Here is a 14768-nt window from a genome sequence, read left to right on the forward strand (position 1 = left end):
ACGCTCAATGGACAAACCGGACCGCTATGACCAACGAACTGGAGATGAGTACGATGACTGACACGGACGCAGAACTGACCGAGATCGGCTCGCTACTGGCACCGGCCTACCGCGTGCTTGGCCAGCTCTATCTCGAGCCGCCCGAAGAACGCACGGTCACCGCGATCCAACAGTGGTGTGAGCTGTTTGCCGATGAATCGCTGCCGCCTGAACTCGAGGAGGCTGCTGAGACCGTCAGCACCGCCGAGACAGACCCCGACCACCTCCGGTCGGTGTTTACCCGGCTGCTACAGGGAGTCAGCTACGGCGAGTCCACGCCGCCGCCGTACGAGTCGATGTACGTCGATGAGATGCTCAACGGTCCGAGCACGACCGAGGTCGAGGCGTTCTACTTCGAGATGGGGGTCGATCTCGCCGTCGAGGACGAGCTGATCGACCACGCCGGATACGAGCTTTCCTTCCTCGCAGAGCTGTGTGAACGCGGCGCTCGAGACGCACAGCTTGGGTTCATCCGAACTCACATCGGTGCCTGGCTCCCGGAGTTTCACGAGGCCGCACTCGATGAGGAGCCGCCGGCGTTCTACCGTGGCGTGTTCACGTTGACCGAATCGCTGCTCGAACTGCATGCTGAAACCTTAGAGGAATCCAATGAGTAACAGTGGAGAGATCGGTGCGTTCGTCTGCTCGTGTGCTGACACCTGTGATATCGATCTGGATACGGCTCGCGAACGGGTTGAAGACGTCGCGATGGCCGCGAGTTCGGACCTGCTATGTGAGAAAGAGACGGTCGGCGATATCTGCAGCGTCGTCGAAGACCGTGACCTCGAGGAACTAATTCTCACGTGCCCGGCTGCGGCCGGCCAGGAACGCCTCGAGCGTATCGAACGGGAGACTGGCGCGACCGTCCACTTCGTCGACCAGCGTGAGGGGGCTGGCTGGGTCCACGACAAGGACGCAGCCACGGAGAAGACGGCTCGGCTGGTCAACGCCGCCCGTGCGGGACTCGACGTCGAGAGCGAGCCCGCATCGGTCGGCGGGAACGTCGGTCGATCGGTCGCCGTCGTCGGTGACGCCCAGCTCGCAGCAGCGATGCCGGAGTCGGCCGACGTCACCCTGGTCGCCGACGGCCAGGAGTTCGACGACGTCGGGACGGATCTCTCGGACGTCCGGCTCGAGCGTGGTCGCGTCCTCGACGTCTCGGGCTCGCTGGGGAACATCGAGATCACCCTCGAGGCACGGGTCACCGAGGACTGTATCGACTGTATGGAGTGTGTCCGAGCCGGACCCGACGACGCAGTGACGCGAACCCCGGTCGACGTCGATCCCGACGCCCCGGGTGGCGAGTGGGTCGACGTTTGTCCGACCGACGCGATCGATCTCGATGGGGGCAAGCGAACCGTTTCGTTCGACCAAGTCGTCTTCCCCGACGGCGAGGACGACGCACCCGGCGGCACGACCGGCTACCACACCGACGCCGATCTCGGAACGATCGCCGCCGTCAGCGACTTACTCGAGCCCGACCGACCGTCGTATCTCGATCTCGAGATGGACGTCTGTGCGTCGGGCGACTCCGGTCAGGAAGGGTGCCGTGCCTGTTACGACGCCTGTCCACACGAGGCGGTGTCGAAACCTGCACCTCACGAGGTCTCTTTCGATCTCTCGGCCTGTCAGAACTGTGGGGCCTGTACGAGCTCCTGTCCAACGGGGGCAGTCGAGCTCGCGGATCGATCAAACGAGCGCCTCGCCCGCGAGGTTGAGGCGCTCCTCGACGAGGAACCGAGCGGTGGGTTGCTTGACTGGTCGTCGACGACTGCGATCGACCCGCAGGTAATCGCGTTCGTCTGCTCCGAACGAGCCGAGACGGCCCTGTCTCGATACGGTCAGCTGGCCGCAAGCGGTCGGGAGGACGTCTCTTATCCCCCGATCCTCCCCGTTCGCGTAAACTGTACGGACACCGTTGGGCAGGCTCACGTCCTGCACGCACTCGCCGCAGGTGCCGACGGCGTCACGATCGTCGGCTGTGGCTGTGACTGTGCCCACTCCGGCCCCGATCCGAAATCCGAGCTAGTCGAGCGGCTCAACGCCGCGACGACCGACCTCGGGCTGGGCGAGCGCGTGGCGTTTCTCGCCCCTGAGCCCGACGCGCCGCATGCGTTCGCCGACGAGCTGTCGGCGTTCGTCGACGACCTCACTGAGACGTCGATTCCAGCAGATGAACACGACGCCTCGGGCACCGCACTCGGTGCGGACAACGAACTCCCAGCGTACGGCAATCGCGTCTGGACTCTCGAGAGCATCCGGGCGATCCTCGAGCACGTTGATCCCGAGCGCAAGACGATCCGCGGACTCGAGAACTTCGGGACGATGTCGGTCAGCGAGGCCTGTGGCCTGACGCCGACCTGTGAGAACCTTTGTCCGACCGGAGCGATCCGTCGTGATGAGGGCAATCTCGAGTTCAGCCACGAGCGATGTGTCGACTGTGGACTCTGTGAGACCGGCTGCCCCGAGAGCGCGATTACGATGGACACCGGTCTCGATCTGGGGCTGTTGCCGGAGTACACCGACGGCGACGCCTGGACGACCGTCCACGAGGAAGAGCTGTTCGAGTGTCGAAGCTGTGGCGCAGTCGTCGCCAGCGTCTCGACTGTCGAGGATCTCAAAGCACAGCTCCCGGATGGCCAGATGGACACCGTCGAGGGCCACATGGCGGAATACTGCAGCAACTGCAAAGGCGACCTTGTCTTCAACTCATGAGCACGACTATCCCGACGACCCGACTGCCGACGGATCGAACGATGATCGACGACCAAGTCCGTGACCACCAGGGGGTGAGCGATCGATGACGGTCTCCGAATCACAGCTTCGCGAACGGTTACGGATGGTCGACGATCCAGCACTCGGTATCGACATCCTCTCGCTGGGATTGGTCACAGACATCCGTATCGAGGACGGCGTCGCGAACATCACGCTCGCGTTCAACGCCCCATATGCGACCGACGAGATGGCGATGGGTGACCGTATCCGAGAGGTCGTCGCCGATTTCGGCCTCGAGACGCGGCTGTCGGTCACCGTCCCACAACACGACGGTTCCAATCCGCTTCCGGGTGTCCGAAACGTCATCGCCGTCTCCTCCGGGAAAGGTGGCGTCGGCAAGACGACCGTCGCGACGAACCTCGCGACTGGACTCGCCGACGCGGGCGCCCGTGTCGGGCTGCTCGACGGCGACATCTATGGGCCGAACGTCCCGAAGATGGTCGGCATCGATGGGGAGCCAGGTATTACCGACGATGGAACGCTCGTGCCGCCGGAGGCCTACGGCGTGAAAGTCATCAGCATGGCATTCCTCACTCGAGAGGACGACGACCCTGCCGTGTTGCGAGGGCCGATGGTCGACAAAATCCTCATTCAGCTCATCGAGGAAGTCGAGTGGGGCCAACTCGATTATCTCGTGGTCGACCTCCCGCCGGGAACTGGCGACGCCCAGCTAACGCTGCTCCAGACGCTCCCAGTCACCGGTTCCGTGGTCGTGACGACGCCCGAAGAGGTCGCGATCGACGACGTTCGAAAAGGGATCGAGATGTTCCGAAACCACAACACGCCAGTGCTCGGGATCGCTGAGAACATGAGTGCGTACCACTGTCCCGACTGTGGAGGCGAACACACCCTGTTCGGCAGCGGCGGCGGCCGAGAGGTCGCCGAAAAGTACGATGTCCCGCTGCTCGAGGAGATTCCGATGAATCCCGAGATCAGAACCCGCAGCGACGATGGCGCACCGGTCGTGCTCTGGGACACCGATGCCTCGGAGCCGTTCGAGGATCTCGTCGAGTCAGTCGCAAACCGCATCGGTGCGATCAACCGCGCCGACGTCGCCGGGATCGATCCCGACAACCCAACGCGCGATGAGCTGACGACGCCGACGACGTATGGCGGACTCGAGAACGAAGATGAAACAGCATCAGCATCGGCGACCGACCACGGCGAGTCGTCGGCCGAAGACACCCTCGAAGCCGAGGCGACACCGGACGCGGTCGAAGAAGACGCCGACTCGGTCGACGACGGCGACGAGAGTGAGACTGCTGACGCGGACGAACAGGATGACGATGAGGCCGATGGGGAAACGCGTTCGTTCGGTGGCCTGGACGTGTCCGACCGACAGTAATCCCTGTTGAAACGATTGAATGAGTTGTCATCTGTATAGCGTCATATATCTGAAGAGGGACGACGGATGACCGCTTGGTTCGAACCGCGTTCCGAACAACTGGGGCAGTGCTCTATCGAGACAGCGAATGAACTCGAGTACTCGGTTCGCTGTGAGATGACCGACACACTTATTTTAATACATATTCAAATATTTCTGCAGAGGGCGTTTAGAACGAGTTGGGAATCGTCGACCGACGAAACGACGGTCGACACACCACGGCAGTCGGCATGACCCACCACGTTCTGAAGCCACCCACACACTACTCATGGTCGAAATCACGATTTTTGAAGAAGCGATGTGTTGCTCCACCGGCGTTTGTGGACCAGATCCCGACGAGGAACTCGTCTCGTTTACTCACGCAGTCGACACACTCGAGGCGGAGTTCGATGACGCCGAGATAACGAGAGTGAACATGTCGAGCGATATGGACCGTTTTCTCGAACACGAGGACGTCGCTGATGCCGTCCAGTCGGAGGGGCCAGAGGTACTCCCGATCACCGTCGTCGACGGTGAGATCGTCGACCGTGGCGAGTACCCCTCCTACGAGTCGGTTGCTGAACTGATCGAGTCGTCTCACACACAGGAGGCATAATCGATGTCCGAGATGACGCCTCGAGAAATCGTCGAACCACAAGGTGAAGACACTGAGTTCGTCTTTTTCAGCGGGAAAGGCGGCGTCGGAAAAAGTACGGCAAGCTGTGCGACCGCACAGTGGCTCGCCAAAGAAGGCTACGACACGCTGCTCGTGACGACCGATCCGGCACCGAATCTCTCGGATATCTTCGGGCAGTCGATCGGTCACGCTGTGACGTCGATCGACGACGTCCCAAATCTCTCGGCGATCGAGATCGATCCCGACGAGGCCGCCGAGGAGTACCGGCAACGCACCCTCGAGCCAATGCGCCAACTCCTCGACGATGAGCAGATCAAGACTGTCGAAGAACAGCTCGATAGTCCGTGTATCGAAGAGATCGCCGCATTCGATCAGTTCGTCGAGTTCATGGACGAGCCGGAACACGACGTCGTGGTGTTTGACACCGCGCCAACGGGCCACACGATCCGGCTCATGGAACTGCCCAGTGGCTGGAACGAAGAGTTAGAAGACGGCGGCGCGACCTGCATCGGTCCCGCTGCCTCGCTCGAGGACCAGAAAGAGCAGTACGAGAACGCGATTCAAACGCTCGAGGACGACGCTCAAACCTCGTTCGTGTTCGTGGGCAAGCCCGAGGATGCGGCGATCAACGAGATCGAACGCAGCTCGGAAACCCTCGCCGAACTGGGTATCTCGACGGATCTCGTCGTCGTCAACGGCTATCTTCCCGAAGCGGTCTGTCAGGACCCGTTTTTCGAAGACAAGCGCGAGCGCGAGCAGGAAATCCTCGAGGACGTCGAGTCCTCGTTCGCCGAGCAGCCAATTGCAACGTACCCGCTCCAGCCGGGCGAGATCACGGGCGCTGACCTGCTTACGGACGTCTCCGAGGTGCTTTATCAGGATGCGGACCCGACCGTCGACGTCGAATCGTCGACACCCGCCGAGACGACCGAGATCCAAGCCAGCGAAACGGATACGGCTGCCGTCATGGAGGAACTTCGTCCCCAGGAGGACACTCGGTATCTGTTCTTCACGGGGAAAGGCGGCGTCGGCAAAAGCACGATCGCAGCCACGTCTGCGACCGTGCTGGCCGAAGAAGGGTACGACACACTGATCGTCACTACCGACCCTGCCTCCCACCTGCAGGACGTGTTCGGAACCGAGGTCGGCCACGAGCCCACAGCAGTCGGTATCGAGGGCCTCGAGGCCGCCCGTATCGATCAGGAACGCGCACTCGAGGAGTACAAAATCCGGATGCTCGAGCAGGTCGAACAATCGTTCGACACTGACGACTCGGAAGCCGACGTCGAAACCGTCAAAGCACAGGTCAAGGAGGAACTGGATTCGCCGTGTGCCGAGGAGATGGCTGCACTCGAGAAGTTCGTCGGGTACTTCGACGACGACGAACACGACGTGGTGGTGTTCGACACCGCACCGACTGGCCACACGCTCCGACTGCTCGAACTCCCGTCGGACTGGAAGGGATTCATGGATCTCGGCTCGCTGACCAAGGAAGCGTCCGAGACGGGTGCGAAATACGACCGCGTCATCGAGACGATGCGGGATCCTACGAAGAGTTCATTTATTTTCGTTATGTATCCCGAGTACACGCCGATGATGGAGGCGTGGCGAGCAGCCGAAGATCTCCGAAATCAGGTCGACATCGAAACGTCGCTCGTCGCGGTCAACTACCTGCTTCCCGACGAGTACGGCACGAACGCCTTCTTCGAGAGTCGCCGACAGCAACAACAGGCGTACCTCGAGGAGATCGGCGATCGATTCGACGTCCCGATGTTGCTTGCACCGCTCCAGCGAGACGAACCAACCGGGATTGCAGACCTTCGAAACTTCGGCTCCGAACTCTTCCCGGCTCAGGAATCGACTGCAGACGACGACCGCCCCGAAATCGAAATTCAATGAGTGAACACGTGACCACGAACTCGGCTGTCGACGACCGGCTAGCTGCGTTCATTGAGACGATCACGGAATCGGAACCCTACCAGCAGTTCGTCGACAGCCAACAGCAACTGAAGGCAGACGACGACGCACAGGAACTCCTCCGAGAGTTCCAGACGAAACAACAGCAGTTGCAACGCGACGGCTTCGACCAGGAAACGATGGGCGAACTGCGCGAACTCAAGGCCGAGATGGAGGACAACGAGACGATCAGTGACGTGCGAGCAGCCGAAGCTGAACTGGTCACGCTGCTCGAGCAGACCAACGATATCATCAGCGAAAAGATCGGGCAGGAGTTCGCCCAGACAACCGGAGGTGGATGCTGTTGACAACCAACGCAGAGGCGCTGACCGCAGCAGAACAGTTGGGTGACGCGCTTGCAGCGGCCAAAGAAGAATCGGCCGATGAGGAGTACACGTCGCTCCTGCTGGAGTGCAACGAGGAACTCAAACACGGCCTCGGAATCGATTACGGCGCGATCTGTAGCAGCGACGACTGTTGCTGACTGGCGAGCAACGCATTGGGTGCCATCGCTCTCTGCGCCTGGCGTTGCCAGCACTCATCTCCTCGTCGCACCGTCGTTACTCTCGACCTCCGCCCGCGCCTCGAGTCACAGAGATCTCAGCACGGGAACGGAGGCCCCAATATCTATCGGACACGGGTGTGAAACCTGAATCGGTTACGTTTCCCTCCCAGTGATTCTCGAAGTCGACTACTGAAACTGTTTGTAGTTACCTCGTCACCCAAAGCTATTTATTGCCAGTATCTATCGTAGTATCTATGGGGATACAACGGAGACGGTTCATGGCTGCGGTCGGCAGTAGCGGTGCAGTCGGCGTTGCTGGCTGTGCAGTCCTCGGTAGCGAAGACACCGATGGCGAACCGGGGATCGTTGGCGAAACGCTGACGCTTACAACGACGACGAGTACCTACGATACGGGTCTGCTCGATGAACTCAACGCGTCGTTCGAAGACCGATACAGCGTGACCGTCGACGCCGTTGCTCAGGGAACTGGCGCTGCACTCGAGACAGCGCGAAATGGTGACTGTGACGTGGTGATGTTGCATGCCCGATCGCTCGAGGACGAGTTTCTCGAAGCCGGCTACGGTGTCAACCGGCGTGATCTCATGTTCAACGACTTCGTCATCGTCGGGGAGCCAGACGATCCCGCCGAGATCGCTGGCGAGGATACTGTCGAAACAGCACTAACGGAGATCGCGGCGACTGAATCGACGTTCGTCTCTCGAGGGGACTACTCCGGAACCCACGCGAAAGAACTCGAGCTCTGGGATAAGGCAGGCCTGGCCGTCGAATCGTTCGGCGACTGGTATATCGACGGCGGTGATGGGATGGGGGCGATCCTGAACCAGACGAATATGCAGGGCGGCTATACGCTGGCCGACCGCGGGACGTTCCTGAACATGCACGGCCAAACCGACCTCGAGATCTGTGTCGAAGGCCCTGTCGAGGGTGGGCCAGAGTCGCTAATGAACCCGTACGGAGTCGTCGCCGTCAATCCCGCAGTTCACGAGAACGTAAACTACGATTTGGCGATGGCCTACATCGGTTACGTCACGAGTAGCGACGGACAGGAGATCATCGAAAGCTACACGTCAGACGGTGAGCAGTTGTTCTTCGCTGAAGCGCTAGCAGCGGAGCCGAACTTTCAGCAGCACGTCCCCGACGGATGGGAGTCGAGTAGCGACGAGTAAGAGACGATACGATGTCACTCGAACCCAGTGTCCTGACGCCGGTGTTATTCGATTTTCCCTTCGAGTGGAACTACATTCGAAGTATCATCTACGTCTCACTCTACGTGAGCCTCGTCGCAATCGCGCTGAGTACGATGTTCAGTCTCCCGATTGCACTCTTCGTCGGGTTCAAAGAGTTTCGCGGGAAGACCTTGCTGACGTCGATTATCAACACTGGAATGGGCTTTCCGAGCGTCGTCGTTGGACTCATCGTGTTGTTTGCGGTGTCCAACCAGGGCCCACTCGGTTCGCTCGAACTTGTGTTCACGACTGAGGCGATGATCATGTCACAGTTCGTCCTCGCGACACCGGTCATTATTGGGGTGAGTCTCGCTGCAATAAGTAGCGTCGAGCAGAACATCCGCGATGCTGCGTACGCCATGGGCGGGACAAAGGTGGACGTCGCTCTCGTAACGATCAAAGAAGCCCGCTATGGAATCGCAACTGCGGTCCTTGCTGGCTTCGGGCGGGCGATCAGCGAGGTCGGGTCCGTGCTCATCGTTGGTGGCAACATTGCGAGGTCAGACGGGACATCAGTGACACGAACGCTGACAACCGCGATTCAACTCGAGGCGCAACAGGGTCGGTTCGAAACGGCAATGATACTCGGGGCGATCCTCGTCGTCCTCGTCCTGCTCGTCAACGCAATCGTCGTCCGACTAGGGAGTGGGAACGGAGGGCATCGATAATGCTTGAGGCGATTGCCATCCATCACGGATACGAAAACGAACCTGTCTTCGAGGGCGTCTCCATGTCGGTGATGCCTGGCGAAGTTGTCGCGATTATCGGGCCGTCTGGTGTGGGGAAATCGACTTTGCTTCGATTGCTCGCCCTCTTCGATGAACCCAACCGCGGATCGATTGAGTACGACAGCGATGCCATCTGGCAGGTTTCAGAACAGCAGCGACTCGAGTATCGCCGACAGATCGGCATGGTCTTTCAGGAGGCGAGTCTCTTCGATGCGAGCGTTCGTCGCAATGCTGAATACGGGTTACGGGTTCGCCAATCGTGGGCTGATCGCCTCCGTCACGAACTCTCGAGTCTCGTTGGCCACACCAACGGGACAGGTGACGCCATCGACGCACTCGAGACCGTAGGATTAGGCGAGAAAGCCGACCAAGACGCCACCTCACTCTCTGGTGGCGAGGCACAACGTGTCGCGTTCGCACGTGCACTGGCCTACGACCCGGAGATTCTCCTGCTCGATGAACCAACGTCGGATCTGGACCCTCGAAACACTGCCGTCATCGAAGAAGCTGTCTTCGAGGCCAAAAATCGCGATATCGGCGTCGTTATCGCAACCCACGATATGCATCAAGCTGAACGTGTTGCAGATCGGGTTGCGGTGCTCCTCGAGAACGATATTATCGAGATCGGCCCGACCGAGCAAATCTTCGAGAATCCAACCGACGAACGGACCCGGAAATTTATCGAGGGTGAACTGATATACTAACCATCGAGACGTGATGACCGACCGCTGTCCGCCTCCGATCACGGTTGCTTGCCAGAAATGACGATTGAAAAAGAATACAGTACGAAGCTCTCGGTCGACGGTGTCACGATCGAGCGGCGCGATATCGAGATGCTTGACGCGATCGACCAACATGGCTCACTGCACAAAGCAGCCGACGTTCTCGGTCGATCGTACGCCCGACTGCAAAGGCGGGTCGTCGAAATCGAAGCAGCCGTGGGGCAGATTACGGAACGACAACGAGGAGGAAGCGGTGGCGGTGGGACTGAGCTGACACAGACGGCACACGAACTGCGACAGCAGTTCGATCGACACGAGGCTGAACTCGACGGTGTGGCACAGGTAACGGAGTCTGTCTTTGCGGGGACCGTTCGGGATCGAACCGGGGAACTGGCAACTGTCGAGACATCGGTTGGATCGGTCCTGGCACTCGTCCCGGAGGGGGCGACAGAGGTACAGGTCACTGTTCGGTCCGATGCAGTCGTTTTGACCCAGCCTGAGGCGACTCCGCGAGCAGATGGAACCAGTCTGCGCAACCAGTTTACAGGGGTTGTCGAGAAACTGGAAGCAGGCGATGCGATCACACGAGTAACAGTTCGACTCAACGAGGACACCTCCCTTCAGGCACTCATCACGAAAGCCAGTGCCGATCGGTTAGCAATCGAAAACGGGGAGCCAATGACCGTCTCGTTCAAAGCGACTGCCGCCAGAGCAATCGAAGTTGATCGTTAAGGAGTCTCGTGGCCGGAACGAGTTTGCCCAACACAATCACAATTGATCGTAGAGTCGGGCAGTAACATCCTGCGTTTCCAGTTGTGACTTTGGATATATTGACTCGAGAATCGATAACTTTGCCTCGATTCCGGCACGGTCGCGTTCAGTTTCTGACTGGCCAATGCAGTCGAGTTGGGTTTCGGCCCGGGCTATGAGTTCTGCCTTCCGGATCGGCTTCCGTAGAACATCGTCACATCGCCACGCTGCCAGTGACAGCTCTGGACGACCGCCGACAAGCAACACCCGTCGGGTTGTGGTCGGACAGTGCGTCTCGAACTCATACATCGAGCCATCCCACAGATCGATATCAAAAACGACGAGCTCAGGGGCGTCTAAGAGTGATTCACGGAGGCCGGCGGTGGTGTTGACTGGTTCCACATCGAAATTCTCAGCTAACCATTCGCCGTACAACTCCGTGAGTCGATCGTCACAATCGGCTACGACGGCCGTCGGAGTCGGTGTTTCGAGGTGATCTTTCCCCCATGTACTGAGTGTCGAAAAGACTGGCTCTAACTGACGACCGGAAGCTGTCAGTTCGTACTCGACCTGTGGTGGCGTGTTGCTGATAGGTTGCCGTTGAACCAATCCGCTTTCGGTGAGCGATGCAAGCGCTGTCGTGAGCATGTTCGCAGAGATATCCGGCAACCCTGATTCAAGTTCGCTGAAACGAAGTGGCTCGTGATGGAGGAGTGTAAGGATGATTGCAGGTTCCCATTTGTTTGAGAGTAATTCGAGTGCCTCGAGCGAGGGCCGATCACTCGGTGGCACCAACACCGTGCGACGATCCATACGGTGTTACCGGCTAACTAACATATATATGTTTCTCAAGCATTACTATTATTTGAAAGGGTCTATGTCGAGACTATCTGCTACGTCGCCACTCGATGTTTTGCTCGTTGAAGACAATCCCGACGATATTCGTCTCGTTGAGTGGGCGTTCTCGGCAGCCCCTGACCCACACAGCCGATCGGCGACACCACAGCACTACGGCGCTGAAGATGAGCCGCTTCTCGATATAACAAACCTCTCGCCTGTTACACGACTATCCGAAGCAGTCGATCACACAAACACACAGTCTCCGGATGTCGTCCTCCTTGATCTCGATCTTCCGGATAGTCGTGGTATTGAAACACTCGAGAGGTTTGTTAGCCGCACCCCACCTGTTCCAGTTGTCGTTCTTACCGGTCGAGATGAAGGGGAGCTTGGAATCACTGCGATACAGCGTGGTGCCCAAGACTACATCTATAAAGGTAATCTCACAAACGCGCTCTTGCTTCGGACGATTCGATACGCAGTGGAACGACACGAAATACAACGCCGACTGCTTGATGCAACTGATCGGCTTCAACTCACAAACCAGATTGTTCGGCGTCAACTGCGAAACGATATCAGCGTCATCGTCGGACAGGTAGACCAGCTCGCTGAGTCTGATCAGTACAGCGATCAATCGATCGAATCAATTCTCGATGCCGCACGCGATATCGAAGAGACAATCGACATCACTGCTGAGTTTACTGACTCAGCTGCAACCGGTGACGGGACTGGCCCTACGCATGAGCTTGGAGCGCTTGTCTCGACTGCGATCAGCCGCGTTGAGCAGACAACCGGCGTCTCAATCGAGTATGATTCTGACTCCAATGTGTCTGGCTTTGGTTGTCCCCCCTCGCTTCGGATGGCGATTACGTATCTCCTCTACAACGCAGTCGACCGGGCTTCTCCTTCGGGAGCTGTCTCGATTACAACCGAATCTGTAGACGGTGATGCAGTAGTTACTCTCACCAACACTGGGGCAGAGCTGGCGGCGGAGCACGAAACGCTCCTGACAGCGAGTGGTGACGCAGATGTCACGATCCCTCGTGGGAATGTCGGACTGCAGCTGGCGTCGATGATCCTGTCGAGGTTTGGAATCGCTGTTTCTGTTCGGGCGAACACTCCCTCTGGATCGATAATTCAGCTCCACGTGGGTGACACAGACCGGTAGTACATGCTCGAGTCGTCGGGCACTGGCGAAGGTTGGTGCGAAAATACGTAGTACCGGACGAAAGCGGTGAGAGCGAACGATCACGGACTGTGGTATACGAAACTCATCAGTATTTTTATTGGTACCATCTCCTTAGGAGATGTATTATCGACGTCTCACCACTTTCGACCGCACTGTTTGCTACGTGGGAGTGGCAGTGGACGGTCTATACGCTGTTTCTGCTGTTAGCAGCGGCAACGATGGCTATCGTCGCTGTCGGTGCGTGGCAAAGGCGCGACGTACCCGGTAGCACTGCGTTTTTGCTGTTGATTGGCGCGATGATGCTGTGGGCTGTTACATATGGGTTGCAGATCGCTGGCGCAACTGAGGGGACGAAATTATTCTGGGCTAATGCCAACCATATTGCCGTCGCGGCCGTCCCAATCGCGTGGATCGGATTTGCGTTGCAGTTTACCGGTCGAGATCATTTGCTTACGCCACGGACAGTCGGCACGCTATCGGTGATTCCATCGGTGTATCTCGTTCTCGTGTGGACGAACCCGCGACACGAGTTAATCCGTCAGTCGTTCGGCGTCCAGTCTGTTCATGATGGATCACTGTTGCTTATCGATCAGGCATTCGGTCCGGCATTCTGGATTCACGCAGTGTACGGCTATGCACTCATGGCCACTGGTGCGGTGCTGTTTGCACAGCTCTTTGTCTGGGCACCGAAGGTGTATCGTCGACAAGTGGGGATGTTACTGCTCGGGGCAGTTATTCCGATGGCAGCCAATCTCGCGTTTCACACTAACCTCTATACCCCGTCCAATTTCGATCTCACACCGTTCAGCTTCGTCGCAACTGGTGTGTTGTTTTTCGTGGCGATCTATCAGTATCAGTTGCTAGATCTGGTTCCGATCGCTCGAGAATCGGTCGTTGATACCCTGACTGAAGGGATCATTGTTGTCGATAAACGAAACCAAATCGTCGATATCAACAATGCAGCAGCGACGATACTCGAAGTTGACGGCGACGCGGTACTCGGAACCAGTGTTCACCAGGTTCTTCCAGACGTAGTAACTGATGAGGAACTTTCCGAGGATAAATCATCAGTCAGTAACGAGGTGACGTGTAAAATCGATGAGACACCACGGACGCTGGCAGTGACGAAGACGCCACTAGTTGATGTCAACGAGAACCCGATTGGCCGAACACTTACACTTCGGGATGTGACTGAAACACGTGCGCTCGAGGCAGAGGTCTCGGCGCAACTGGATGAGGTGATGGCGGTAAACCGCGAGCTAGAGACGTTTACGACCGCTATCTCTCACGACCTACGGCAACCAGCGAGAACAACTGAGCGATATATCGACCGCGTCCGTCGGTCAGAAACGGATCTCTCGACTGAGAACGACGAGATACTCGCGGTGGCACAGACGAACGCCGAGCGAATGCAGTCGATGCTGTCGGATTTACTCGCGTATTCACGAATCGAACGCAATGAGGACCAGTTCGAACCGATCTCGCTGACTGCTGTTGTCGACCAGGCGACGACGAGCCTTCGATTTTCGATCGAAGAGACTGACACAACGGTTTCCGTCGGCGAGTTGCCAACAGTGAGTGGCATTGAGCATCAGCTCGTTCGGCTATTTCAGAACCTCATTTCGAACGCAATCAGGTATTCGGGTCCTGAGCCGCCGGTAATCTCGATTGATGCCACGGCAACCGAGACCGAACACGTACTCACTGTCACAGACGAGGGTGTCGGCATCGACCCGGACGAACTTGAGTACGTCTTCGAGTTGTTCACTCGAGGCCAGCACGCAGAACCGGTGCCCGGAACCGGTGCTGGACTGGCTTTGTGTAAGAAAATCGTTGAACAACACGGTGGGTCGATCGGTATTGAATCCACACTGGGAGAGGGAACCACAGTTATCGTTCGGCTTCCGAAGCGAGAGTGACCTACTTAGACTGAGCTACGTACCCCACTACGGTCTGGCTAAGCAGAATGTTATGATACATTGAGAATCATCTTTACCATGACAAACGCGGAGCGGACTTC

At 58.1% G+C, this 14768-nt stretch carries 13 protein-coding genes and 1 pseudogene; 13 read left to right on the plus strand and 1 reads right to left on the minus strand.

Annotation, left to right across the window (positions count from 1 at the left end):
- Positions 1-53 precede the first annotated feature (53 nt).
- The 11 genes and pseudogenes from DV706_RS18700 (at position 54) to DV706_RS18750 (ending at position 10704) form a co-directional block, all read left to right on the plus strand.
- Positions 54-656, plus strand: a complete 603-nt coding sequence (locus DV706_RS18700) for a TorD/DmsD family molecular chaperone (RefSeq protein ID WP_240756901.1) — start codon at positions 54-56, stop codon at positions 654-656.
- A complete protein-coding gene (locus tag DV706_RS18705; RefSeq protein ID WP_006067058.1) occupies positions 649-2754 on the plus strand; it encodes a hydrogenase iron-sulfur subunit in 2106 nt (701 codons plus the stop codon). Before DV706_RS18700 ends, DV706_RS18705 begins: the two co-directional genes overlap by 8 nt.
- Positions 2755-2839: 85 nt before the next feature.
- Positions 2840-3871, plus strand: a pseudogene (locus tag DV706_RS18710) (Mrp/NBP35 family ATP-binding protein); the annotation flags it as partial.
- A 595-nt stretch (positions 3872-4466) separates the two neighbouring features.
- Positions 4467-4793, plus strand: a complete 327-nt coding sequence (arsD, locus tag DV706_RS18715) for an arsenite efflux transporter metallochaperone ArsD (protein ID WP_006067060.1) — start codon at positions 4467-4469, stop codon at positions 4791-4793.
- A 3-nt stretch (positions 4794-4796) separates the two neighbouring features.
- Positions 4797-6713, plus strand: coding sequence for an arsenical pump-driving ATPase (arsA, locus tag DV706_RS18720; protein ID WP_049889888.1), 1917 nt, complete (start codon positions 4797-4799; stop codon positions 6711-6713).
- Positions 6710-7078: a halo-CC-star protein HcsL gene (hcsL, locus tag DV706_RS18725; RefSeq protein WP_006067062.1), complete on the plus strand. Its 369-nt coding sequence runs from the start codon at positions 6710-6712 to the stop codon at positions 7076-7078. Before arsA ends, hcsL begins: the two co-directional genes overlap by 4 nt.
- Entirely contained in the window at positions 7069-7254 is a 186-nt protein-coding gene (gene hcsS, locus DV706_RS18730; protein WP_006067063.1) for a halo-CC-star protein HcsS, read from the plus strand. Before hcsL ends, hcsS begins: the two co-directional genes overlap by 10 nt.
- A 275-nt stretch (positions 7255-7529) precedes the next feature.
- On the plus strand, positions 7530-8462 hold the full coding sequence (locus tag DV706_RS18735; protein ID WP_049889889.1) for a substrate-binding domain-containing protein: 933 nt from the start codon (positions 7530-7532) through the stop codon (positions 8460-8462).
- Between the two features lie 11 nt (positions 8463-8473).
- Positions 8474-9190, plus strand: coding sequence for an ABC transporter permease (locus DV706_RS18740; protein WP_006067065.1), 717 nt, complete (start codon positions 8474-8476; stop codon positions 9188-9190).
- On the plus strand, positions 9190-9954 hold the full coding sequence (locus DV706_RS18745; RefSeq protein ID WP_006067066.1) for an amino acid ABC transporter ATP-binding protein: 765 nt from the start codon (positions 9190-9192) through the stop codon (positions 9952-9954). Before DV706_RS18740 ends, DV706_RS18745 begins: the two co-directional genes overlap by 1 nt.
- A 57-nt stretch (positions 9955-10011) precedes the next feature.
- Entirely contained in the window at positions 10012-10704 is a 693-nt protein-coding gene (locus DV706_RS18750) for a TOBE domain-containing protein (protein WP_006067067.1), read from the plus strand.
- Positions 10705-10740: 36 nt separating this feature from the next.
- Here the strand turns inward: DV706_RS18750 and DV706_RS18755 are convergent, their stop codons facing one another.
- Complete coding sequence (locus DV706_RS18755) at positions 10741-11535, minus strand: winged helix-turn-helix transcriptional regulator (protein WP_006067068.1); 795 nt, start codon at positions 11533-11535, stop codon at positions 10741-10743.
- Between the two features lie 28 nt (positions 11536-11563).
- Here DV706_RS18755 and DV706_RS18760 point away from each other — a divergent pair, with 28 nt between their 5' ends.
- Together DV706_RS18760 and DV706_RS18765 are read left to right on the plus strand one after the other, a co-directional pair.
- On the plus strand, positions 11564-12727 hold the full coding sequence (locus DV706_RS18760) for an ATP-binding response regulator (protein WP_161569817.1): 1164 nt from the start codon (positions 11564-11566) through the stop codon (positions 12725-12727).
- A gap of 221 nt (positions 12728-12948) precedes the next feature.
- Positions 12949-14667: a sensor histidine kinase gene (locus tag DV706_RS18765; RefSeq protein ID WP_275040550.1), complete on the plus strand. Its 1719-nt coding sequence runs from the start codon at positions 12949-12951 to the stop codon at positions 14665-14667.
- Positions 14668-14768: the final 101 nt, after the last annotated feature.

It is taken from the genome of Natronorubrum bangense (assembly GCF_004799645.1).
Classification (GTDB): domain Archaea; phylum Halobacteriota; class Halobacteria; order Halobacteriales; family Natrialbaceae; genus Natronorubrum; species Natronorubrum bangense.